This window comes from Maribacter litoralis, assembly GCF_902506355.1.
In the GTDB taxonomy this organism is placed as follows: domain Bacteria; phylum Bacteroidota; class Bacteroidia; order Flavobacteriales; family Flavobacteriaceae; genus Maribacter; species Maribacter litoralis.
Window position 1 is genome coordinate 963,483 of sequence record NZ_LR733271.1, and the last position, 25,040, is coordinate 988,522.

Sequence of the window (25,040 nt, forward strand, 5' to 3'; positions counted from 1 at the left end):
CACATCCTAAATATTAATAGCGCTATAGTTCTTGCCGAATCTTTGACCAAGAATAGTTCAAATTAGAAAATCAATTCACCGATTTTTCTTTCTCCTTAAGTATTTATTATCTTCACCTTAAATAAGACCGAATACGCTACCGCATACGGTGTGAAGCAATTTTCGGAAAAATTAAAAATATAAATTCTTGATAATCAATTAGTTAATTTTTTAGTATAGGAATTTTCTTGAACTCATAACCCGAAGGTCGCTGGTTCGAGTCCAGTCCCCGCTACTAAGAAAAAAAAGCCACTGAAAATTCAGTGGCTTTTTTTATGAACTTCATTTTGAAATATATTTTCATGTTTAGAAAGACAAAATCGTAAAAGAAACACCTTAAACCCCACCTTTTAAGTTCTTGGTAAGTTTCCATTTATTCTTAGAACCAAAAGTTGGGTTTTCCTTAAAATATACCGCTCGAGTTAATTTAGAGGTTTTATGGTCTCCTAAATGACTCCAACCTGGTGGCATAAAAATGTAGAGAATTTTATTCTTAATACCCGGTGCTTTAATTACATCTTTAAATAATGCCACAAACTCCCCGAAATAAACATCCATAAAATTACCAGAATCCATCTCTCTTGTAATACCATATTCTATTTTCACCTCATTTTCCTCTTCTTGATAGGTGCCAAATACATGATCCCAGATATTTAGGAGGTTACAAAAATTGGTATCCATGTATAAAGGATTTCTTGCATGATGTACTCGATGGTGAGACGGGGTCAACATAATCTTATTCAATGGACCAAAACGCGCATCTTTAATTACGTTTTCCCCAACATGAATAAACGCACCGTAGGTACCATCGATAAACATAATCAAAAACAATAATTCTGGTTGTACTCCCAAAAGAATACATACTGTGGTCCTTATTGTATCTGCGTATGGGGCTTCTAAAAAAAAGTGCGCATGTGTTACCGACAAATTCATATTTTCCGGTGCGTGATGTGTAGAATGTAGACACCAAAACAAACGGACTTTATGCCCCCAATAATGATATAGAAAATGTGCAAACTCCCATATGAGGTAGGCATAAACGAACCAATACCATGTCATCTCTGTCTGAAATGGCGCATATTTTTGAAATAGCCCAATACATATCGTAATCATGGCTATCGCTATAAACCTTCCTATAAACCTATTGAATATATAAATCAGAAAATTGATTTTATACACCTTAGTATCCGGCTTTTTATAAACTAACCCCAGTATAAACTCCAAAATCAATAACAAAGGAATTATTGGGTAGATCAACGATACCACGCCATCATATGTTGTAAATGTACTGTAATTACCAGATTGTAAAATTTCCCACGCCTGCGATATTCCCAAAAAACCTATTACTTCATTATACAACGTATCTAAAACTTCCATTCATCCATATTTTAAGTTATACCATCATCTTAAATGCCATAAACGCTGCTTTTTTTATACCTCCTTATTAGTATTGATTGCACAGTATTAATTTAATTTTGCGATCGAGTTCTAAATTAAAACTCCCAGTCCCATGGCTTTTTATCCTTTTCAATTTACCCATATAACCTAATTGCATATGTGTTAATTTAGCCGAACATCTAAAAATAAACCCTAAACAACATGATTCGTATTCTTAAAATTATCAGCTAAATCCTTTATTATTAAGCCAAAATTCTTCAGATAAATAAGCTAAAGAAGCTAATGTTTTATTTTAACCCAATTCATTGCAAAAACCTATTTGAGTTAATTTACACACAAGCCTGTCTTTATTTTTAGAGTTAATTATCTTTATGATATAATCTTTCCTTCCAGTGTAACTAGTGATAATTTTGTTTTTCTAACCATTGGTTTTAAGGAATGTTGGTTTAACTTACCTTTATCGTCTCCTTTTAAAAAATGTTTTTCCAAAAGATGAAAACCGCTTTACTTCTTATCATTACCTTATGTATGCTGCCATTTTGGAGTATTGGTCAAAACTTGTCTCCCCCAATACGAAATTATAGCAGCTATGAGTATAACGCTGCCAGTAAAAATTGGGGTTTGTCCATTGATGAGAACGGAGAGTTATATGTAGCTAATAACAACGGACTGCTACATTTTAATGGAGAATCCTGGACACTCAACAAATTACCTAATAAAACTATTATTCGTTCTGTCACCTATGATAAGGGCAAAATTTTCACCGGATCTTATGAAGAATTCGGGTTTTGGAAAATGAACCCGTATGGTTCTTTAGAGTACACATCCTTAACACACTTAATAACCGAACATGAATTTACGAACGAAGAATTCTGGCAAATTATACCGCTTGATGACCAGATCATTTTTAGATCATTTTCCACCGTTTATGTCTACAAGAATGAAAAAATTACGGTTTTAGATGCTCCTTTTGTTGTCACCAACATAGCAAAGCATGAAAATAAAATTATAGTTGCCGGAGAGCAAAAAAGATTATACTGGATAGAAGACAATAAGCTTATCCCCCTAGAATCACAAGATATCTTAGAAGGTAAAACCATAGTTGATATGGTCTCTTTTAGAGATCATCTATTAATTGGCACCAAACTCAACGGCTGTTTTTTACTTATAGACGGTCAGGTTGAATTACTCGACGATTCCATAAATAATGAATTAAAGGAACATCAATTAAACAAGGTGTTATCAGTAGACCAAAATACAGTTGCTTTTGGCACTATCAAAAACGGAATTTATACTTATAATTTTAAACACAACACCTTTCAAAACCTCAACAAATCTTTAGGGCTGCAAAACAATACTGTTTTGGCAATGTTACAGTTTAAAGATCAATTATGGTTAGGTCTTGATAATGGTATAGACAAGATTCAATTAAAAAACCCTATTACTTATTATACTGACCATTCGGGTGTTTTGGGTACGGTGTATGACCTTGTTGATTACAACAATGAATTGTATTTGGGCAGTAATACGGGTATCTATTATTTTGAAGATGACCAATTACAATTTGTACCAGGTTCACAAGGCCATGTTTGGGATTTAGAAATTATAGACGGTGACCTTTTTTGCGGACACAATACTGGTACTTTCATATTAAAAAACGGAATACTGAATAAAGTCTCGGATATTTCTGGAGGCTACCAGATAGCCAAAGTACCTGAAACCCAATCCTCATATATTCAAGGAACATATACCGGTTTAGCGAATTACAAGAAAGATAAAAATGGGAATTGGACATCCAACCGGGTTACGGGTATTGATTTTCCGGTGAAGCAATTATGTTTTGAAAACGCAACAACAGTATGGGCAGCTCACCCATATAAAGGGCTTTTCAAAATAAAAATGAACGATTCTCACACGAAGGTCCTAACGATAACAGAAATAGAATCGGGTACAATACCCAATACATATAACATTAAGTTATACAACATTAAGAATCAGATAATTCTATCAAGTGAAGGTAAATGGTTTAAATATGACCCTATAACAGATGTTATTTCAGAGTTTGAAGAATTCAAGGATTATGTAAACATGAATCTTGTCAACTATAATGACACCAGCTATTGGTTTTTTGATAATGACAACCAGAAGAAGCTGATTCATACAGATTTGGCGAATAATCAATTCACTTTAGATGATGCACTACTTAGAAAAAGACTGGCTATAGAAACCGAAACCATAGTTAATTACAATGATTCTATTTATTACTTTACACTTACAGATGGCTTTGGAAAACTTAACCTCAATAAATTTGAGAATGAACTAAAGAACGTAGAACTACCTACACCAAGATTAAGCTCTTTTAAGGTTGAAGACAATGAAAACTATTTATTAAACACCGACTCATTTGAAATACCATTTAACAAGTCTAAGTCTTTACTTGTTAACGTATCTGCCGGTAGTTTTAAACAGTATACTTTTTTCTATGAGCTTAAGGGGCCTATTGATCAATCTAATTACTTAAACAATGGCACAATCAATCTTCAAAACCTACCATTTGGAGATTACACTTTAAAAATACATACGGTAAGTATCGGCAACGAACTTTCTGTACCTAAAACCATTGAATTCAAAATATTGAGACCATGGTATTTTTCCAATTGGAGTTTACTAGGGTATTTGCTGTTATTTATAGCCAGTATAATTCTCGTACGTTGGTACAACAAACAGAAATTAGCCAAAAAACATAACCTGTTAAAAATTAAAATGCAACGAGAGCAAGATGAACGCTTGGCACAAATAGAGAAAGAGAAGCTGGAAAAAGAAATTAAAAGAAAACAGACCGAACTGGCAAGAACGACAATGAGCGTTGCCAAAAAGAATGAATTGATTATCGAACTTAAAGACCTTATTGCGCTAAATCAAGATGCATTTACCAACAAACAACGTTTTAGATCTCTATCTAAAAAACTGGACAGCTCAATGAACGAAGATCAAGATTGGAAACATTTTGAGGTTAGTTTTAAAGAATTGCATGAAGACTTTTTTGAAAACCTTTTAAAGAAGTACCCAAAACTAACTCCAAAGGATCTCAGATTATGCGCTTATCTAAAAATGAATCATACTACAAAAGAGATAGCTCCTTTAATGGGTATTTCGGTAAGAGGTGTTGAAATACATAGGTATCGTTTGCGTAAAAAATTGAACATAGACAGCTCTCAAAACCTATCAAACTATCTCATAAAATTTAAATAAAACAATAATTCACCGTATTCAGAACTACTACCCGTATTAAGAATGCGTTAATTGTATACATCATTACTACATCATTACGTTAATTTTCACTCTTATATTAACACATCTACTACTGCAAGTGCCCATATTTAAAGGTTTTCACGCTACACACTCCATTGATGTACTTTTTATGTAGTTTAATAAAAAGTAAGGGCTAGTTGTTTTGATAACTTGCTACTGAAATTAACAACTTGATAATTTTACAACTCAATTTTTAAACAATTATGAAAATAGGAATCAAAATTTTAACATTCTGCATTTTACTGACCCATTTGACGGTTTTTGCGCAAAATGGAATTTCGGTTTCGGGAACTGTAACCGATGATAGTGGACAACCATTACCAGGCGCTAGTATCATTGTAAAAGGTACTACAACAGGAACCCAAACTGATTTTGACGGATTATATGCATTAAACGATGTACCCAATAATGGTACACTTGTAATTAGCTACATCGGTTACTCTACTCAAGAAATCGCTGTTAACGGTCTAACAACCATAGACATTTCATTATCTGAAGATTCTCAAGCTTTAGATGAAGTTGTGGTAGTCGGTTACGGTACACAGAAGAAAGCGGATCTTACGGGATCAATTACAACAATTAAAACTGAGGATATCACCAGAACCCCTACCAGTGCCGCCATGCAATCATTACAAGGAAAAGTAGCGGGACTCCAAGTAGTGAGTAGCGGTGCTCCGGGTACAGGACCAACAATTCGTGTTCGTGGTATCGGCTCTTATGTGGGCGGTGCCTCTAACCCACTATACGTAGTGGACGGTACTTTCTTCGATGATATAGATTTTTTAAATACAGAGGATATTGAAACCATCTCTATTCTTAAAGATGCATCTGCATCTGCAATTTATGGGGTAAGAGCCGCAAACGGTGTGGTATTGATCGAAACCAAATCGGGTAAGATCAACCAAAAGCCAGAAATAACCTATAATGGTTACCAAGGTGTACAGATTGCCCAAAATGTGGTAACACTTTCAAATTCAGAACAGTTTGCAACTTTAGCAAGGGAATCTGGATCTGCTGCAGAAGCACAGTCTATAGATAATGCCATACAACGTTATGGTAGAAGTAGAATCAACCCTAATGTACCTGATGTAAATACAGATTGGTACGATTTAATTCTTCGCCATGCATTACAACAGAATCACAGTATTGGTGTTGCCGGTGGAACGGAATCCGTAACATATTCTTTAGGTTTAAACTACTTTGAGCAAGAAGGTATCTTGAATATGAAAAATGATTACGAGCGATTCAACATTCGATCTAAAATCAATGTAGATATTACCGATCGTTTAGATATTGGTATTTCAACACTATTCAGTAACGGAACAACATACAGACCAGAAGAGACAGCGTTTGCATTGGCATACTATGCCACCCCTACAATGCCTGTTCTTGACCCTTCAAAAACTGAGGCATACCCAAGACCTTATGCAAATGCTCAAGATTTAGGGTATAGAGGTACGCAGAATCCATTTCCAATAATGGAAAATACTGAAAACAGGGATAAAATTAGAAACACCTTGACTACGGTAGATTTAAACTACCAATTAGTTCCGGATAAATTAACACTAAAAACTGCTTTTTACCACAATTTCGAAACCACCGAAACTAGAGAGGTTGACTTACCTTATTTTTTCGGAAATGGTAATGCTTTTAGGGAAAATGCTGAGCTGGTAAAAAAGAATGCCACATTCTCCGAGCAAACTTGGGACAATACATTAACCTATGATGACAGCTATGGTAAACATAATTTAACAGCATTGGTAGGTACTTCATACAGAGACCGTTCTTATGAGCAATTGGAGGCAAAAGGTCTTAATTTCCCTAACGGTACAGGTATTGGTGATGAGTCTTATTATCTAGATCTTGCCAATTCTATTGATGTCGCTGGTGTTGGTGATGACGGAGTAAGACAATATTTCTTCTCTTACTTTGGTCGTGTTGCATATAACTATGACAGCAAATACCTTATCTACGGAACATTTAGAGCCGACGGTACTAGTAAATACCAAGAAAAATGGGGCTATTTCCCTACTGTTGGTGTAGGTTGGGTACTATCTGAAGAATCTTTCCTAGAGAACAGCAACGTAATAGACTTTTTAAAATTAAGAGCCAGTTGGGGAGAATTGGGTAATGCCAATGTAGACTCAAGTACCGGCGGAATTACATCTGATGCCGTAGATGCTGCCTTTGGTGATGTTCGCTATCCGGGCTTAGTAACCAGTAGTGATTTTGAAGCCCTAAAGTGGGAGGTTACTGCAGAAACCAACGTTGGTTTAACCACCAGATTATTCGATAATAAATTAACCATTGATTCTGATTACTACGTTAGGGAAACTCGCGATGCGGTTATACCGGTATCAAGATTATTGGTGCCAGGGGAGACCAGACAAAATGTGGGCGTAATTAGAAACTCCGGTTTTGAAATCGTTGCAAATTGGAACCAAAGAGTATCCGACAATTTTAGTTTTAGTGTTGGCGGTAACTTCTCTACTCTTAAAAATGAAGTATTGGATCTAGCAGGTCAAGAAAACCTTACTACAGGTGGTGACACTGCCCAACGTACTGTCGTTGGTGGTACTATTAGTCCGTTCTTCGGATTAAAAGTAGACGGTGTATACCAGACCGATGAGGAAATTCAATCCGACCCCGCTGCACAGGCTGCCATTGCAGACGGACTGACCGTTGCCCCAGGAGATTTAAAATTTGTAGATCAGAACGGAGATATGGTGATCGATGCTCAAGATAGAGTCGATCTTGGCTCATATCTTCCAACCTATTCGTTCGGATTCAACTTAGGAATGAATTACAAGGCATGGGATTTTAACCTGAATGTTATTGGGCAAGGTGGAAATGTAATCGCAAACCAAAAGCGTTTTGCTATCCGTCAGACTCCAGATGCCAATATTGATAGGGATTTTGCAGTAAATAGATGGAACGGTGCCGGTAGTACAAATAGCTACCCATCTGCCAGAGGTATTAGAAACCCTTGGAGCAACCAGTTCTTAAGCAGCTTCTTTGTTGAAAAAGGAGATTATGTAAGACTACAGAACGTAACCTTGGGCTATACACTTCCAAAGCTAAATGGAAAATTTAATCCTGATATTAGATTCTACATTACTGCAGAACGTCCATTGTCATTCTTCAGCTATAATGGTTTTACCCCAGAAGTTTCAGATGGTAGAGATACACAAACCTATCCTATACCTGGTGTATACACATTTGGCGTAAATATTAAAATTTAAAAATACAGCTATGAAATATATAAAAGTAAATAAACTAACAGTGCTTTTAGCCTTTCTAGGTACTGTACTAATAGGATGTTCCGATGACCTGGACCAACCTGAACTGAACAATAATTTTGCCGGAGGAACAGATTTTTCACAGACAGATGATATGATTTTGTCACTAATCGGAGTTTACCAATCCGTTGCCGATAGAGGTTGGGAACAACCTTTGGTGGTTGCCACAAGAGGTGATGATGTTAATGCCGCAGGTGACCAACAAGGGTTAAAAAACCAAGATCGTTACGTGTATGATAATTCTTTCTTTGGATCAAGAACCTTATGGGAAACCTACTATGGCGATATCATCGGCGCCCATACAGGTATGGAGCAGATTGAAAGATATATGGAGTTTGCAGATGATGAAGGTATCGCTTTAGGTAACCAGTATATAGCCGAGGCTAAAGTTTTGAGAGCTATCCTTTTGTTTCAATTGTCACAGGTGTACGGTTCGGTATTTATACCAACCTCATCGAACCTTAACGATTTTGCAGATGTTACTTCGGTACCAAGTAAAGATGAAGTAATGCAGCATATCTCTGATCAAATGGATGAAGCCATTCCGTTCTTACTTGACCTAAGACCTAATGAACGTACAGATTTACCTGGCGGAGTTACCAAATACACCGCTTTGATGATCAAGGCGGAAGCAAATCAAGAACTTGAAAATTACCAAGCTGTTGCAGATGCTACAGGTGAAATCATAGCTTCTGGAAAATTCAGTCTTTTCCCAGATTATTATGAGCTATTCAAAACTCCGGGAAAATTAAGCGATGAAAACTTATTTGAATTCCAATATTCCGATTTTGGTAATGGCGAAGGCGATAGGGTTAGTCACTTATACGCTCCCTATGGTCCTAATTCATGGAATCCGGCAGTAGATGGTTCCAGTAACGGATGGGGATTCTTTGAGCCTAGTTTAAAGTTTATAGAATTTATGTTGGACAGAGGTGAGACAGACCGTTTGGAAACTTCTGTTTTCTTTAGCCAAAAAGGAATTGACAGCTTAATTGCTACTACACCTTACACGGCAGAAACTTTGCCTTCATTTGTATCGCCAGTAACTAGAGACGGTGATGAAAATACGTCTACCGTTCGTTCCATATTCTCAAGTGGTAAGCACTATTTACCGACCAATCAATTAATACCTGGGCGAACCGAATATGGCAGTAACAAAAACAATATTGTTTTTCGTTACTCTGAAACTTTATTAATGTATGCAGAAGCCTTGGTTCAAGGTGCCAATAATTCTGTTATGACAGCAGATGAGGCAGTAAACCAAGTACGTGCAAGGGCAAACATGGCTCCTTTAAGCGGTGTTACGCTTGATCAAATCGTTGATGAAAAATATGCCGAGCTTTCCATGGAATGGGGTAAACGCTTTTTTGATATGGTACGATTGGGCAGATATGATGAACTAAGTTTTGACGGAAGAACATTTACCGAAGACAAGGCTTTTGTAACCTATCACCAAGATCAAATAGACGAGTTTCCAATATTAGGTGAAATAGCAAACTAAAAACGAACTACCATGAAACATTTAAAACACATATTTACTTTCTTGTTGGCCGCCTTTTTTATGGTTGCCTGCGAAGATGGTATAGATTCTCTTACCGAGGTTGATCCAGGTGCCGATGAAACTGCACCGAATATCACAATTACTTCACCTACCGAAGGTTTGGCGGTAAAAGTAAACGAAGAACTAGCAACGATCACCATAAAATTTGAAGCCGAAGACGATATCGAATTGGCTTCTGTAAGTGTTGCCTTAGATGGCACCACAATTAAAAGCTATTCAGATTTTCTAGATTATAGAAGATTGGTCGTAGATGATCTTGTATACGATCAATTAGCAGATGGTGAGCACGTGCTTACCGTTACGGCAATCGATCTAGATGGCAAAACAACCAACAGCATGGTCAACTTCACCAAAGAACCTGCTTATGTTTCTAAATATCCAGGTGAAATTCTATACATGCCTTTTGATGGCGCATATGTTGATTTGATCAGTTTTGAAGAAGCTGAAGAAATTGGAAGTCCATCTATAAGTGAAGATAATATTGCGGGCGATGGTTCATACCAAGGTGCAACCGATACTTATTTGACATTAGATTCAGAACGTTTTAAAAATGCCGAATTCAGTGCTATTTTTTGGATGAAGGTAAACAGTACTCCTGATCGCGCAGGTATTTTAACCTTAAGTGCCCCGTTGATCGATGGTACCGATAATGACCTTACGAAAGGATTTAGATTTTTCCGTGAAAATGCCAATGGTAAGCAGCGCTTTAAACTGAATGCCGGTTCTGGTGATGCTGGAACTTGGTTTGACGGTGGCGAAGCTGCAGATGTAGACCCAACGACCGGAGAATGGATAAACCTTGCCTTTACTATTTCCGGTTCTGAAGCAGCTGTGTATATAGATGGTCAAATTGCAAGTAAAGGTGCTTTTAACGGAATTGACTGGACAGACGTTAACGTACTTTCCATTATGTCGGGCGCACCTAACTTTACAGCGTGGAACCACTTATCGGACGAAAGCTTATTAGATGAGCTTCGTATTTTCAACAGAGCCATTTCTCAAGAAGAAATTCAACAAATAATGGCTGACGATTCTGGTGAATTTGTTTCTACCTACCCTCCTACTTTTGACGGTGAAATGTTCTATATGCCATTTGATGGTAGTTACAATGAACGTTTTAGAAACATTGACGCTACCGTTGTAGGTACACCAGGTTTTGCCGGTGAAAGTGTAGAAGGTGATAATGCTTATGCCGGGGCAACAGATTCTTATTTGACTTTTCCAACGAATGAATCCGGAGCTTTAACTACAGAAGAATTCAGTGCCACGCTATGGTACAAATTGAATGCCGATCCAACAAGAGGTTCCATTCTGGTAATGGGTCCTGAAGATGTGGATAATGCAGGATACCCCGATGTACAGAACAAACGTACCAACGGGTTCCGATTCTTTAGAGAGGGCGATGCCACACGACAGGTTTTCAAATTGAATGTTGGTAATGGTGAAGGTGAATCTTGGTTTGACGGTGGCGATGCAGCTGCGTTAGACCCTACCGCTACAGATTGGGTACACTTGGCATTTACCATCTCTGGCACCGAGTGTGTAGTGTATTTTGATGGTGAAATTGTATCACAAGGTGATTTCACAGGAGTAGATTGGACAGGGTGCGATATTTTATCCATCGGTTCGGGAGCTCCGCGATTTACCGAATGGGGCCATGGCTTTGATCTTAGTTTTATTGATGAACTTAGATTATACAACAAGGCTTTGACACAACAAGAAATTCAAGATATAAGACAAGCAGGTCTTTAAATACGATAATAGTTTAGTTTAAATTAGTTAATGCAGTAGATTTTTATGAGGTTATTCTTAATTTCAATGACCATTGCAGCTTTGTTAGTGGGGTGCAATGGTCAATCCTCTAAGTCCAAACTTAGAGAACAGAGCCAGAATGTAGAACAGATTAAAATTACGGATGAACAATTGTTGGATTCCGTTCAAAAGCAGACGTTCAATTATTTCTGGGAAGGTGCAGAGCCCACTTCGGGACTCGCAAGGGAGAGAATTCATTTAGACGATATTTACCCAACTCATCATAAAGATATCATTACAATTGGTGGTTCTGGTTTTGGTGTTATGGCAATTTTAGTAGGTATTGAAAGGGGTTTTATTACTCGCGAAATGGGTCTTGAGCGACTTGAAAAAGCAGTAGATTTTCTAGACAATGCTGATCGTTTTCATGGTGCTTGGCCACATTGGCTAACTCCCGACGGAAAGATGACGCCGTTCAGTAAAAAAGATAATGGCGGTGATTTAGTAGAAACCGCATTTCTTATTGAAGGTTTATTGACCGTTAAAGAATATTTTAAAGATGGTAACCAACGTGAACAAGAACTTGCCCAACACATACAACAATTATGGGAAGAAGTAGAATGGGATTGGTACACGAAAGGTGAAAATGTACTGTATTGGCACTGGTCACCTGAATATGAGTGGGACATGAATTTCCCTGTTGGTGGTTACAACGAAGCATTGATCATGTATATTTTGGCAGCAGCTTCTCCAACGCATCCGATTTCTAAAGAGGTTTACGACCAAGGTTGGGCTAGGGACGGAGCAATCTCAAAAGACACTACTTTTTACGGGCTACCAACTGTTTTAGACCATTATGAAAGTGATTCTTCACCCGTTGGTCCAATGTTCTGGGCACACTATTCCTTTACGGGATTAAATCCTAAAGGATTAAAAGACCAATATGCAGATTATTGGGAATTGAACAAAAACCATACGATGATCCAATACAAGTATGCCGTTGATAATCCGAAGAATTTTAAAGGCTATGGCGAAAATTTATGGGGACTTACTTCTAGTTACTCCATGAAAGGATATGCAGGGCATAGACCAGATAGGGATATCAGTGTTATTTCGCCAACTGCAGCTCTTTCGTCCATGCCGTATGCACCTAAAGAGAGTATGGCATTTTTAAGAAACCTATATACTAATCATGATACGCTTGTTGGTAAATATGGTCCATATGATGCTTTCAGCTTAGAGGAAAATTGGGTATTGCCCAGATATTTGGCTATAGATCAAGGTCCTATTCCTGTAATGATCGAAAACCACAGAAGCGGACTATTCTGGATGCTGTTTATGACCAATAAAGATATAGTTAAAGGCTTGGATAAATTAGGATTTTCAGTAGCATCACCACAATGAAGGGCAGAAACCAACAAAGGCATCAAAAGAAAATACTCCAAAAGGCGTACGTAGTACTCTTGGGAATTTTAACGGTAACCGTGATGGCATGTTCATCATCGGAACCTGATGCCCCAACGGGTGAATCTGAACTTCCGGAAACTCCTACCGAACCAGAAACAGATCCTCAAGTACCAGAAATTTCAGATGAAGAACTTTTGGATTTAACCCAGCAAGAAACCTTCAAATATTTTTGGGATTATGCTGAAGCAAATTCTGGTGCGGCTCGAGAACGTTTTCATCCTAACGAACCTTCTAACGATCCAAATACGGTAAGTATAGGAGGCACAGGTTTTGGTTTAATGGCGCTGTTGGTTGGTGTAGAAAGAGGCTTTATCACACGTAGTGAATCCGTAGAACGTATTGAACAGATTTTAAATTTCTTGGAATCTGCAGACCGTTTTCACGGTGCGTGGCCACATTGGTTAGATGGTGCAAACGGTACGGTTAGACCTTTTAGCGAAATGGATAATGGAGGCGACCTAGTTGAAACCGCATTTTTGGCACAAGGCTTAATCTGTATAAAAGAATATTTTAAGAATGGCAACGATGCAGAAAAATCACTGGCAGATAAGGCAGATGCCCTATGGAAAGGTGTTGAATGGAACTGGTATACCCAGGAAAAAAATAGCCTTTACTGGCACTGGAGCCCCAATTATGGTTTTGACATCAACCTAGAGCTAAAGGGGTATAATGAGGTAATGATTACTTATGTAATGGCTGCCGCTTCACCAGATTTTTCAATTGATAAAGAGGTTTATACCAATGGTTGGGCATCAAACGGGTCTATTACAGATGCAACCAGTGCATATAATATTCCGTTGGTGGTGGATCATGCAGGAAACTCCCCAAAGGGCGGACCTTTATTTTTTTCGCACTATTCTTTTTTAGGTCTTAACCCAAACAATTTAAGTGACGGATTCGTCAATTATTGGGACGCAGCGGTAAACCATTCAAAAATTAACTACCTGTACTGCGTTGAGAATCCTAAAAACTACATCGATTATGGTGAAAATTGCTGGGGATTAACGGCAAGCTACTCTAGAAATACCGATGGTACTTTAGGTTACAATGCGCATAGCCCAAGCAATGATATAGGGGTGGTTTCGCCAACGGCAGCCATAAGTTCTATACCGTATACTCCCGAAGAATCGCTAAAAGCGTTACGCTATTTCTATCAGAACAAAGATGAATTATTAGGGCCTGCAGGGTTTTATGATGCTTTTAGTCCGCAGAACAATTTTTGGGTGGCAGAAGCATATTTGGCTATAGACCAAGGTCCTGAAATCGTTATGATAGAAAACTACAGAACGGGGCTACTCTGGAATCTTTTTATGCAAAATGAAGACGTTCAAAACGGACTTGACAAACTCGGATTTACCTATGAAAAATAAACACTTCCTTTTTCTTGCTTTACTGGTCATTGGCAACTTTATAAGTACAGCGCAAGATGTCAATCTATTTGAAAAAAAAGAATTGATCATTGCAAAAGATACGTTGCGGTACAGAATTCTCTATCCAGAAAATTTTGATACCGAAAAAACATATCCGTTAGTACTATTTTTACATGGTGCAGGTGAAAGAGGAAATGATAACGAAAAGCAACTGACCCATGGTAGTTCTTTGTTTTTAAATAAAAACAATAGAACCAAATTTCCTGCAATTGTAATTATGCCCCAATGTCCTACAAATGATTATTGGGCACAGGTAGACGTAGATCGCAAAAATTACCCCGTACAGTTAGTTTTTCAATTTGAAAAAGGCCCCACCAAAGCAATGGAAATGGTCTTGCAATTACTGAAAAACTATCAAAAAGAAAGCTTTGTAAATAAAAACCAAACTTATGCCATGGGTCTCTCCATGGGCGGTATGGGAACGTATGAACTTTTGGCAAGACAACCAGATCGTTTTGCCGCTGCCATAGCAATATGCGGTGCGGGCGATCCAGCTTTCGTATCCAATTACGCAAAAAAAATTCCTTTATGGGCATTTCATGGTGCTCATGATAATGTTGTTGCACCAATACATTCTATGGAAATGGTTACCGCACTATTGAACGAGGGAGCTTTCCCCCGGCTTACCTTATACGATTTTGCCAACCATAATAGTTGGGATCCTGCATTTGCAGAACCAGAATTATTACCATGGCTTTTCTCGAATATTTTGAACAAAGAGTAAAAGCCGCTAAAACTGACATCTATGATTAAAATATATAAAATACTCCCCTTACTTTTATTGACTTTAACAGGCCTTAATAGTGTTGCACAAGAAAAAATTCCTGAGGTTGAAGCACTATTGAGCAAAATGACCTTAGAGGAGAAAATAGGGCAGTTAAACTTATTGACTCCCGGTGGTGGTATAGCTACTGGCTCCGTTGTTAGCGAAAATGTAGAGGCAAAAATTAAAGCTGGTCAAGTAGGCGGACTATTTGGTGTATCAGGTCCTGAAAAAGTAAGACAGGCTCAAGAAATCGCCATTAAGAATTCTAGGCTAAAAATTCCGTTATTAATAGGTTCCGATATTATTCACGGTTATAAGACCACCTACCCCATTCCGCTTGGTGTGGCTTCTAGTTGGAATATGGAGCTCATTGAAAATGCGGCAAAAATGGCGGCTAAAGAAGCTACCGCAGATGGTATCAATTGGAATTTTTCACCTATGGTCGATATCTCTCGTGATGCCAGATGGGGTAGAATTTCAGAAGGTTCTGGGGAAGATGCTTTCTTAGGTTCGGCTATTGCCAAAGCGATGGTGCGAGGGTATCAAGGAAAAGATTTAAGTGATGCCTATACCATGATGGCTACGGTAAAACATTTGGCGCTTTATGGTGCCGTGGAAGCTGGGCGCGATTATAATTCGGTTGACATGAGCAAGGTAAAAATGTACAACCAGTATTTACCACCTTACCAAGCAGCAGTTGATGCCGGTGTTGGTAGTGCCATGACCTCTTTTAATGATATTGACGGTATACCGGCTACAGGAAACAAATGGCTGATTACAGATTTATTGAGAAAGCAATGGGGATTTAAAGGATTTGTAGTTTCCGACTACACCTCCGTAAATGAAATGACCGCTCATGGCTTGGGAGATTTACAAGCCGTATCGGCACAAGCGCTCAATGCAGGATTGGATATGGATATGGTAGGCGAAGGATTTTTGACCACGTTAAAAAAATCTGTTGAAGAAGGTAAAGTAACCGAAGAGGCAATTACTATTGCATGTAGAAGAATTTTGACCGCAAAACATCAATTAGGACTGTTTGATGATCCCTATAAATATTCGGATACTTCTAGACCTAAAAAAGACATCTTAACTGTAGAAAACAGAACGGCTGCAAGAAAAATTGCCACACAATCTTTTGTACTGCTGAAGAACGAGAACAATGTGCTTCCACTAAAAAAGGATGCCAAAATTGCATTGGTGGGACCATTAGCGAACGACAAAAACAATATGTTGGGTACATGGGCTCCTACGGGAGACCCGCAACTTTCAATTCCTGTTTTAGAAGGGTTAAAAAATGTAGCCCCTAAAGCTAAAATTACATATGCAAAAGGCGCCAATATTACTAATGACACTGAGCTTGCCAAACGTGCCAATGTATTTGGACTACGGGTAGATATTGATAAACGAACGCCTGAGACTATGTTAGCGGAAGCTTTGAAAAACAGTGAAAATGCAGATGTAATCGTAGCCGTTGTTGGGGAGGCTTCAGAATTTGCCGGGGAAGCTGCAAGCAGAACTGAAATATCGATACCACAGAGTCAGAAAAAATTAATTAATGCCTTAGCAGAAACCGGAAAACCGGTAGTATTGGTTTTATTTAGCGGTAGACCATTGACCATTTCCCATGAGTTTAACCTGCCAGTAAGCATTCTACAAGTCTGGAACCCCGGTATTGAAGCCGGTAATGCCATTGCCGATGTACTTTTCGGAGATTATAATCCGTCTGGGAAACTTACCGCAAGTTGGCCAAGAAATGTAGGTCAGATTCCTATTTACCACAGCATGAAAAATACAGGTAGACCAGCACCAACCCATCAATTCGAAAAATTTAAATCTAACTATCTCGATAGTGAAATATCTCCCCTTTTTCCTTTTGGATATGGACTGAGCTACACCACTTTTGAGTATAGTTCAATAGCTGTCGACAAGAAAAAAATAACACAAAACGAAGGAGTAAATGTGTCTTTTTCCGTAAAAAATACTGGCAACTACGATGGTGAAGAAGTGGTACAACTGTATTTAAAAGATGAGGTGCGTAGTATAACACCACCCAAAAGACAACTAAAGGGTTTTAAAAAAGTATTCCTTAAAAAAGGCGAGACGAAAACAGTGACCATAACCCTTTCTGCAGATGATTTAAAATTCTACAATAGCGAATTAGAATTTGTCTCAGAACCAGGAAAATTTATGGTGTTCGTGGGTGGAAATTCCAATGCTGAACTTTCAGCCGAATTTGAGCTCGAATAATCTTTTAAACCAACAATTAGAACAAAATTCAAATTGACTATGCGCATAGGTATTTTAATACTAATTGGGTTGATCTCTATTTCTTGTAATACTAATTCACAATCGGGCAAGAATACTGACCAGAAGCCAAATATTGTATTTATCATGGCAGATGACCATGCTATTCAAGCGATCAGTGCCTATGGACATCCTATTAGTAAATTAGCAAAAACTCCGAATATTGATAGAATTGCCGAAAACGGAGCCATTTTTCAAAATAGTTTCGTCACCAATTCTATTTGCGGGCCCAGTAGAGCCGTTATCTTAACAGGAAAGCATAGTCATATAAACGGATTTAGGCAAAACGGCGATCATTTTAATGGCAGTCAGCCTACATTGCCAAAAATGCTGCAGCAATTTGGTTACGAAACCGCCGTATTCGGCAAATGGCATTTACATGGTTATCCTGAAGGGTTTGATCACTGGAAAATTATTGTTGACCAGGGGAACTATTATAACCCAGATTTTATCGACAATGGCGACACTACCCGTATTGAAGGTTACGCTACCGATATTATTACCGAAGATGCTTTACACTGGTTAAAACAAGACCGAACAGACTCCCTACCGTTCTTTTTAATGGTACAGCATAAGGCACCTCATAGAAATTGGATGCCCGCACTACGACATACAAACCTTTACGATTCGGTGCAGTTTCCGCTTCCGGATAGTTATTTTCCTGAATTTAACAAGCAATGGGCCGCTAAAGAACAACTACAGACCATTTACAAAGACATGTACGAAGGTCATGATCTTAAAATGACAACAGCATATGGTAGTACCGAATTATTGAACAACCCATGGACAACAGATTATGACAGAATGACCCCAAATCAACGTGAAATTTGGGATGCGGCATACTTGAAAAAAAACAATGCTTTTCATAAAGCTAAATTATCAGATAAAGAACTTGCTATTTGGAAAGGACAACGCTACATACAAGATTATATGGCGACCATTGCAGCTGTAGACGAAGGTGTAGGCAAAATTCTGGATTATTTGGAAGAAAGCGGTCTCGATGAAAATACGTTGGTGGTCTATACTTCTGACCAAGGTTTCTGGATGGGTGAAAACGGTTGGTTCGACAAGCGATTTATGTACGAGGAATCTTTTAAAACTCCCCTATTAATGCAATTACCAGGTACAATAAAATCGGGAACCAAAATTGACGCCATGGTTCAAAACCTAGATTTTGCACCAACGTTTTTAGACCTCACCGGGTTTTCTAATTTAAGTACCGATATGCAAGGAGAATCTTTCGTAGGGTTATTGAATGGCACTATAAAAGAAGAAGATTTTAGAGATGTGGTGTATTATCATTATTATGACTACCCCGCCTTTCACATGGTGAAAAAACATTATGGAATACGTACCAAACGCTATAAACTAATTCATTTTTATGATGATATAGATACTTGGGAATTATATGATCTGGAAAAGGACCCAAAGGAAAAAACAAATTTGATCATGGATTCTGAATATGCCAATATTTTAAATGAAATGCATATTAAGTTAGATAGTGTTAAAAGACATTACGGTGTTACGCAGTCTGAGTTTAAATCAGCACCGAAAGAAAAAGTAGATCGATCGTACGACCAATTTAAAAGACTTAGAGGAACACCGGCTACTTTTAACTAGGTTTTGTGCTTTAACCGGATCACCAAATTCTTTACAGCTAACCAAAATTTTTTGGTAGTGGGGTTCGGAATTACCGACATATCCTCATCTTCTCCATCATTAGAACTTACCATTAGTTTAATATACTCAAAGGCCTCATTTGGTATTTCCTCAGATAAAAATGCCATACTCCAAGTGTCAAACTCTCTAGAATATATATTTCCGTTAGAAAGTAATTTTACTTCATAATGTCTATCATCAACCTTAATTCTTTCAAACAGATATAATACATCTTTTGACCCTCCTTCGAGATATTGAATAAATACTCCTTCATGATATATGAGACAACCCGTAATATCATGTTTAGAATTAAAATCCCTTGATTTTACCAGTATTTCATTTATCTGCGAAGTACTAAGTGTCTTGGCTATAGATTTGTAGACCAAATTATACATTGAAAACTACTTGGAAATTATTTAGAATTCAATATAGCATCTTTTAACAATTCAATCGAACAAAAAGACATATTTTTCTTACAAATAATACAATTCCCAATCCAATCCAAATACCAGCTACGAACCTGTAGGGTCAATTTTATATTTGATAACGACTACAGAATTTACATATAACTCATAAATTTCATTAACACACTTAAAACATGAATATTATGAAAAATAAAATAGTTCTAACGGCAGCTTTGACCTTGATATTAGCATCATGTTCAAGCACAAAAAAAACATCAACAAATAATACTGAAACTACAACAGAACAAGTAAGTACTGTTCAAAACACATCCACTTCTTCTTCTTCTTCTGAGATGGACGCTGAAGATTCGTCTGCTATTTCGCAACAAAATATGGCAGCACAGGCAAATGGATCAACAGGAGCCATGAATAACTTAATGGCACAAGGTTCTTCAAAAACTATAGCTAGCGAGTATGCTGAAATGTTCTCGAAGTTAGAAATGAGCGATGAACAAATTAGCACGTTTACTTCTGCTATGAACAGGTTCAAAACTAAACAAGCCAATATGCCAAGCGGTGAAATGTTGGGTAGTATTGAAAATGAACGTACCCGCCAATTAGAAGAAATTCTTTCTAGTGGTCAATATGCCAAATATGAAGAGTGGTTAGCTAATAACCAATAATTAACCGTTTTGTTTAATAATGTATTGCATCAATTCTAAAAGGTATTCAACAAACCTATGGCAGCAGCCCCTTGTACCTTTATACTTTACTAATTATAAAATAATATTACAATGATAAAACCTACATCAAAAGTACCTGAATTAAAACTGCCATTGATAAACGATACGCAGTGGAGTCTATATGACCAAGACAGTAAAACTTTTACAATGCTTGTTTTTTATAGAGGGTTACATTGCCCGGTTTGTAAAAATTATCTTGAAGCTTTAACTAAAAAGTTAAAGGATTTTAGCGACAAAGGGGTTCATTTAATTGCGATAAGCAGTGACAGTGAAGAGAGAGCAAAAAAAGCTGGTGAAGAATGGAATATACCAGAGCTACCCGTTGGATATGATTTACCTATAGAAACAGCTCGGGAATGGGGTTTATATGTTTCTAAAAAAACATCTGACAAGGAGCCGGACGAATTTTCTGAACCTGGTTTATTTTTAATTCGCCCAGACAATACTTTGTACGCAAGTGCCATACAAACTATGCCATTTGCAAGACCTAATTGGGACGATATCTTAAATGCAATAGATTATGTTACCAAAAATGATTACCCCGCTAGAGGTGGTGAATAAGACCAACTTTTCAGGTAGTCTGAAATATTAAATAGTGATTTGTTTCCGAACGAAACAAATCACTATTTTTTTATGCGCTATACTATTGTACTCCTCTTTTAAACCTTGCCTTCTTTCCATTGTTGAAACAATGCTTTTGCTTCTTCGCTTACCATTGGGTATAAACCAATAATTGGTGTACCGCCCTCTACCTTTTCCATGACAAATTCTTCGTACAATGTCATATCGATACATTCATCGGCTACCTCATCTGCTAGATGTGCCGGAATGACCATTACACCATCATCATCTCCAAGAATAATATCTCCAGGAAATACAGCAACATCACCACAACCAATTGGATCGTTTATGGCAATAGCTTGATGTAAAGTAAGATTGGTAGGAGCTGTTGGTCTGTTATGATAAGATGAAAAATTCAACGCTGCTATTTCGGCAGAATCCCTAAACCCTCCATCGGTTACAATACCAGCTGCACCGCGTACCATAAGTCTGGTTACTAAAATTGACCCTGCCGAAGCTGCCCTACCATTCTGTCGGCTATCGATCACCAAAACAGCACCTTCTGGGCACTCCTCTACCGCAACCCTTTGCAAATGTTTTGGATCTCTAAAAACAGAAATAGGATTTAAATCTTCCCTAGCAGGAATGTAGCGAAGCGTATATGCCTCACCCACCATTGTTGGTCTACCTGACTTTAATGGCTTTACACTTTGTATAAATTGATTTTTGAGTCCTTTTTTAAACAAGCAAGTGGCCACTGTTGCCGTACTTACTTTTTTAAGTTTCTCTTTAGTAGAAATAGATACTTTGGTCATAATTTCTCTTGAAAATTGTATTGTTAAGCTTTTTTCCAGGTTTCTTTGATAAAGGTTAAATCCTTTTTCATTTTAGCGAATACTTCTTTTTTATCCATGGTAATTTTAGTTGCACCATGCTCAGCCCCACCAAGGTCATATTCTAAATGCAATGATATTGGCACGTTTATTTTATACTTTTTAAGTAAGGAAAAATAATGTGTAAAATCTACCATGCCCTCACCTAACGGTGTATTGATTGGTTGCCACACCCCATCTTTTATTCCCCATTTAAAATCTTTGATGACCAACGATTTTATGAACGGTTGAATACGCCTTAAATCTAGCTCCCAACTTTTTCCACCTTCCACAACTGCATGTCTTATATCATACTGACATCCTAAGTAGTTCCTATTGGCATTGGCAAAAATTGGTGGCAGGTCCCATATTGGTGCTCCAACATGATTTCCTGCATGGTTTTGATAACAGCCAACCAACCCTAAATCTTTATTAACTTCTGACAACTTAACAGCTTGTGCTGCAAATTGTGCCTGACTCGCATCTATTGAGACATCTTCTGGATACGATAACCAACCGGTACGATAATGACTGAATCCGGCATTGCTGGCAGCTTCTAGCACTTGCTTTTCCTCTGGTTTGGTTATGTCCCATACGTTGGTCGTCATCATATGAGGTTTCAATCCGTATTTCTTCATGGCTTCTACCGCAAGGGGCAAATCATCAACAACTCTTTCTGGCAATACATGACCCTTTGGTCTTACGGTTACATCCAATCCATCAAAACCTATTTCCGCAGCCTGAGCAGACATTTCATTATAATCTAAAAACTGCAAATGTTTGGAGAACAGGTTAATCTCCAATTTATTATTAGCAGTAGAAAATGATGACGCAAAAGCACCATTAATATGTAGTAACGGTATACCAGCCAGCACGGTAGTCGTTTGTTTTGTGAATTGTCGCCTTGACATCATTTTATCATCATTTCTCATTTTCACTTGCTTAAAATTATTTTTATACCAGTTTAAATGTTAAAAATTTGGAGGTCTTACAAATATATGTAATTTTGGTCAACCAAATTGGTTAACCAGTTTAGTGTTTGAAATTCACTAAAATCCTTTTGCTTCCCTATGTATAGGCGAAATGTAGTTGATGACGTTAACTAATCCATCAAAAAAAGTTCAAATCAGTTTAACTCGATTACAATGAATAAGTATATTTTTCTATTAGCTTCTGTTTTTTTATTCGTTTCCTGCGGAGAAACTTCAAATACCAATACCATTACGGTAAAGGATATAAACGAATTGAATTCGGCCATATCAAATGCCGGTCCCGGTGATGAAATAGTCATGACCAATGGCGAATGGAAGGATGTCAACATTAAGTTTGTAGGCTATGGAAATGAAGAAAGCCCAATTACCTTACGTGCCGAAACGGCCGGTGAAGTAAAAATAACAGGCTCATCTGATTTAAAATTAGGTGGAGAACACCTTATAGTTAACGGGCTACATTTTACAAACGGTGCATCGCCATCGCAGGCAGTTATAGATTTCGGCATTTCTCAAGATACTGTAGCCAATCATACTAAAGTAATTAACAGTGTTATAACCGATTTTAATAAAGCCCAAAGAAATATGACCGATTTATGGGTACGCTTTAGAGGCCGCCATAATGAACTTGATCATTGTTACATCGCCGGAAAATCAAATAGAGGCCCTACCGTAAGAATAGACCTTGCCGGAAAGAATAGTATTAAAAACTACCATAAAATCACCAACAATTATTTTGGTCCAAGACCTCCAAAGGGTGGTCCCAGTGCAGAGACCATTCAATTGGGCAACAGTTTTACCTCAATGGCGCCTAGCCACACTCTGGTAGCCAATAACTTTTTTGATCATTGTAACGGTGAAGTAGAAATAATTTCGAGTAAAACCAACTTTAATGAATTTAGAAACAATGTGTTTTATAAAAGTGAGGGATCTCTAGTTACAAGACATGGCAATTACTGTATTGTAGACGGCAACGTGTTTATAGGTGATGACAACTCTGATCAAATTGGTGGAATTAGGTTGATAGGGACAGGGCATTGGGTCACCAATAATTACTTCTATAATTTAAACGGACAAACATTTAGGAGTCCCCTAGCCGTTATGAACGGAATTCCAAAATCTCCTTTGAACAGGTATTTACAGGTTACCGATGTGGTTGTTGCAAACAATTCGTGGGTCAATTGTGTATCTCCGTGGCAGTTTGGAGTGGGCTCAAATATTGACCAAAAAGATATTCTACCAAAATCTGAAATAAGGTCGGCTACACCAATAAGAACAATTGTTGCCAATAACCTTATCTATAACGAAACAAATGACAAACAGCCAATAGTTAGACACGATTCTATAGATGGTATTCTATTTAAAAGTAATATCATCAATAACCAAGGCGGTATTTTCAATGCTGTTGACGGACTTATACAAGAAGATGTCTCCATGACCGTAGCTAAAGGCAATATTTTAATGCCAGAACAACCTTTATCGGACTTTGAACTGTATCATGGTTTTGAGTTTGACCAGATCAAAACGGATTTATTTGGTAACTCAAGAGCCGATAAAAATATGGTAGGTGCCGTAGTTGATAAACCAACCGGTAAAACCGATATGATGAATACTTCGTTGTACGGACCAGACTGGTTCAATAAAGATTCCTCAAAAAATACCACATCTAAATCCCATACCGCTGCTACGACTAAAGAACTTACCACTGCACTAGAATCGGCCATAAATGGAGATACCATTATTTTATCAGCCGAACGCTATGAAATAAACAACCCTTTAAAAATCAATAAAAAGCTTTCGATATTGGGTGCCTCAACGAACTCAAAAAAAACTATAGTGTATAATGGTCCAAAGGAAACGCCTGCTTTTGAAATGCACCCTAAAGGTGAACTCAGCCTGCAAAATGTACATCTAAATGGGCAAAAAGAGCAATATGCCTTTGCCAGTTTAAAAGAAAACATGTCTAGCTTATATAATTTAAACGTAGTGGATTGTATTATATCCGACTTCGATTACGTCTTAAAAGCCTACAAATATTCTTTCTCTGAATACATCACTTTTGAATCTTCCTCGGTTTTAAATTGTACGAATGGCTTGGAACTTTCTGAAGAAGTGGAGGACAAAGGTGAATACAATGCAGAAAACATCGTTATCAACAACTGTACTTTTGATAGTGTGGCACGTAATGTGATCGATTATTATAGGGGTGGTTATGACGAATCTACCGTTGGGGGTAACCTTGTTGTTACCAATAGCACCTTTACCCATTGTGGCCCAACAGCTGATAGCGGTTTGCTTTTAAACACCTATGGTATTATCAATGTTAATCTAACAAACAATGAATTCATTGATAACCCCGTAAAACTTGTAGCTCGCCTATGGGGTGCCAAAAACAATAGCGCAAAAGATAATGTCATAAAAAATTCTGGGGAATTGATCGTACAAGAAAACTTACCCATGAAATTAATGTACTAACTCAAT

General features: G+C 37.6%; 16 protein-coding genes. 12 read left to right on the forward strand and 4 right to left on the reverse strand.

Annotated elements, in window-relative coordinates; translation table 11 throughout:
• Positions 1 to 375: 375 nt before the first annotated feature.
• Complete coding sequence (locus tag EXIGUO8A_RS03995; RefSeq protein ID WP_159302015.1) at positions 376 to 1,416, reverse strand: sterol desaturase family protein; 1,041 nt, start codon at positions 1,414 to 1,416, stop codon at positions 376 to 378.
• Between the two features lie 513 nt (positions 1,417 to 1,929).
• Between EXIGUO8A_RS03995 and EXIGUO8A_RS04000 the strand changes: the two genes are divergently transcribed.
• The 9 genes from EXIGUO8A_RS04000 (at position 1,930) to EXIGUO8A_RS04040 (ending at position 18,951) form a co-directional block, all read left to right on the forward strand.
• Positions 1,930 to 4,689: a helix-turn-helix and ligand-binding sensor domain-containing protein gene (locus EXIGUO8A_RS04000; RefSeq protein ID WP_236564428.1), complete on the forward strand. Its 2,760-nt coding sequence runs from the start codon at positions 1,930 to 1,932 to the stop codon at positions 4,687 to 4,689.
• Between the two features lie 263 nt (positions 4,690 to 4,952).
• A complete protein-coding gene (locus EXIGUO8A_RS04005) occupies positions 4,953 to 7,991 on the forward strand; it encodes a SusC/RagA family TonB-linked outer membrane protein (RefSeq protein WP_116770998.1) in 3,039 nt (1,012 codons plus the stop codon).
• Between the two features lie 10 nt (positions 7,992 to 8,001).
• Positions 8,002 to 9,549 carry a RagB/SusD family nutrient uptake outer membrane protein gene (locus EXIGUO8A_RS04010; RefSeq protein WP_159302017.1) on the forward strand — a complete coding sequence of 516 codons (1,548 nt, stop codon included), beginning with the start codon at positions 8,002 to 8,004 and terminating at the stop codon, positions 9,547 to 9,549.
• A 12-nt stretch (positions 9,550 to 9,561) separates the two neighbouring features.
• A complete protein-coding gene (locus EXIGUO8A_RS04015; protein WP_159302018.1) occupies positions 9,562 to 11,361 on the forward strand; it encodes a LamG-like jellyroll fold domain-containing protein in 1,800 nt (599 codons plus the stop codon).
• A 45-nt stretch (positions 11,362 to 11,406) separates the two neighbouring features.
• Positions 11,407 to 12,765 (forward strand): glucoamylase family protein, encoded by a 1,359-nt coding sequence (locus tag EXIGUO8A_RS04020; RefSeq protein WP_159302019.1) that lies wholly within the window; start codon positions 11,407 to 11,409, stop codon positions 12,763 to 12,765.
• Complete coding sequence (locus tag EXIGUO8A_RS04025) at positions 12,762 to 14,198, forward strand: glucoamylase family protein (RefSeq protein WP_236564429.1); 1,437 nt, start codon at positions 12,762 to 12,764, stop codon at positions 14,196 to 14,198. Before EXIGUO8A_RS04020 ends, EXIGUO8A_RS04025 begins: the two co-directional genes overlap by 4 nt.
• Entirely contained in the window at positions 14,188 to 14,982 is a 795-nt protein-coding gene (locus EXIGUO8A_RS04030) for a carboxylesterase family protein (RefSeq protein ID WP_159302020.1), read from the forward strand. The genes EXIGUO8A_RS04025 and EXIGUO8A_RS04030 overlap by 11 nt, the downstream gene beginning before the upstream one ends.
• A gap of 21 nt (positions 14,983 to 15,003) precedes the next feature.
• The gene (gene bglX, locus EXIGUO8A_RS04035) at positions 15,004 to 17,274 is read left to right on the forward strand and encodes a beta-glucosidase BglX (protein WP_159302021.1); all 2,271 of its coding nucleotides are present in this window, start codon (positions 15,004 to 15,006) and stop codon (positions 17,272 to 17,274) included.
• Between the two features lie 39 nt (positions 17,275 to 17,313).
• A complete protein-coding gene (locus EXIGUO8A_RS04040; RefSeq protein ID WP_159302022.1) occupies positions 17,314 to 18,951 on the forward strand; it encodes a sulfatase family protein in 1,638 nt (545 codons plus the stop codon).
• Here EXIGUO8A_RS04040 and EXIGUO8A_RS04045 read toward each other — a convergent pair.
• Complete coding sequence (locus tag EXIGUO8A_RS04045) at positions 18,948 to 19,385, reverse strand: BLUF domain-containing protein (protein ID WP_159302023.1); 438 nt, start codon at positions 19,383 to 19,385, stop codon at positions 18,948 to 18,950. The two genes, EXIGUO8A_RS04040 and EXIGUO8A_RS04045, sit on opposite strands and share 4 nt — an antisense overlap.
• A 212-nt stretch (positions 19,386 to 19,597) precedes the next feature.
• Here EXIGUO8A_RS04045 and EXIGUO8A_RS04050 point away from each other — a divergent pair, with 212 nt between their 5' ends.
• Positions 19,598 to 20,077, forward strand: a complete 480-nt coding sequence (locus EXIGUO8A_RS04050) for a hypothetical protein (protein WP_159302024.1) — start codon at positions 19,598 to 19,600, stop codon at positions 20,075 to 20,077.
• Between the two features lie 111 nt (positions 20,078 to 20,188).
• The gene (locus tag EXIGUO8A_RS04055; RefSeq protein WP_116771007.1) at positions 20,189 to 20,698 is read left to right on the forward strand and encodes a peroxiredoxin-like family protein; all 510 of its coding nucleotides are present in this window, start codon (positions 20,189 to 20,191) and stop codon (positions 20,696 to 20,698) included.
• A 98-nt stretch (positions 20,699 to 20,796) separates the two neighbouring features.
• Here EXIGUO8A_RS04055 and EXIGUO8A_RS04060 read toward each other — a convergent pair whose 3' ends face one another.
• On the reverse strand, positions 20,797 to 21,513 hold the full coding sequence (locus EXIGUO8A_RS04060) for a ribonuclease activity regulator RraA (RefSeq protein WP_159302025.1): 717 nt from the start codon (positions 21,511 to 21,513) through the stop codon (positions 20,797 to 20,799).
• Between the two features lie 23 nt (positions 21,514 to 21,536).
• Positions 21,537 to 22,502: a sugar phosphate isomerase/epimerase family protein gene (locus tag EXIGUO8A_RS04065; protein ID WP_159302026.1), complete on the reverse strand. Its 966-nt coding sequence runs from the start codon at positions 22,500 to 22,502 to the stop codon at positions 21,537 to 21,539.
• 213 nt (positions 22,503 to 22,715) lie between these two features.
• Between EXIGUO8A_RS04065 and EXIGUO8A_RS04070 the strand changes: the two genes are divergently transcribed.
• Positions 22,716 to 25,034, forward strand: coding sequence for a chondroitinase-B domain-containing protein (locus EXIGUO8A_RS04070; protein ID WP_159302027.1), 2,319 nt, complete (start codon positions 22,716 to 22,718; stop codon positions 25,032 to 25,034).
• The last annotated feature ends 6 nt before the right edge of the window (positions 25,035 to 25,040 follow it).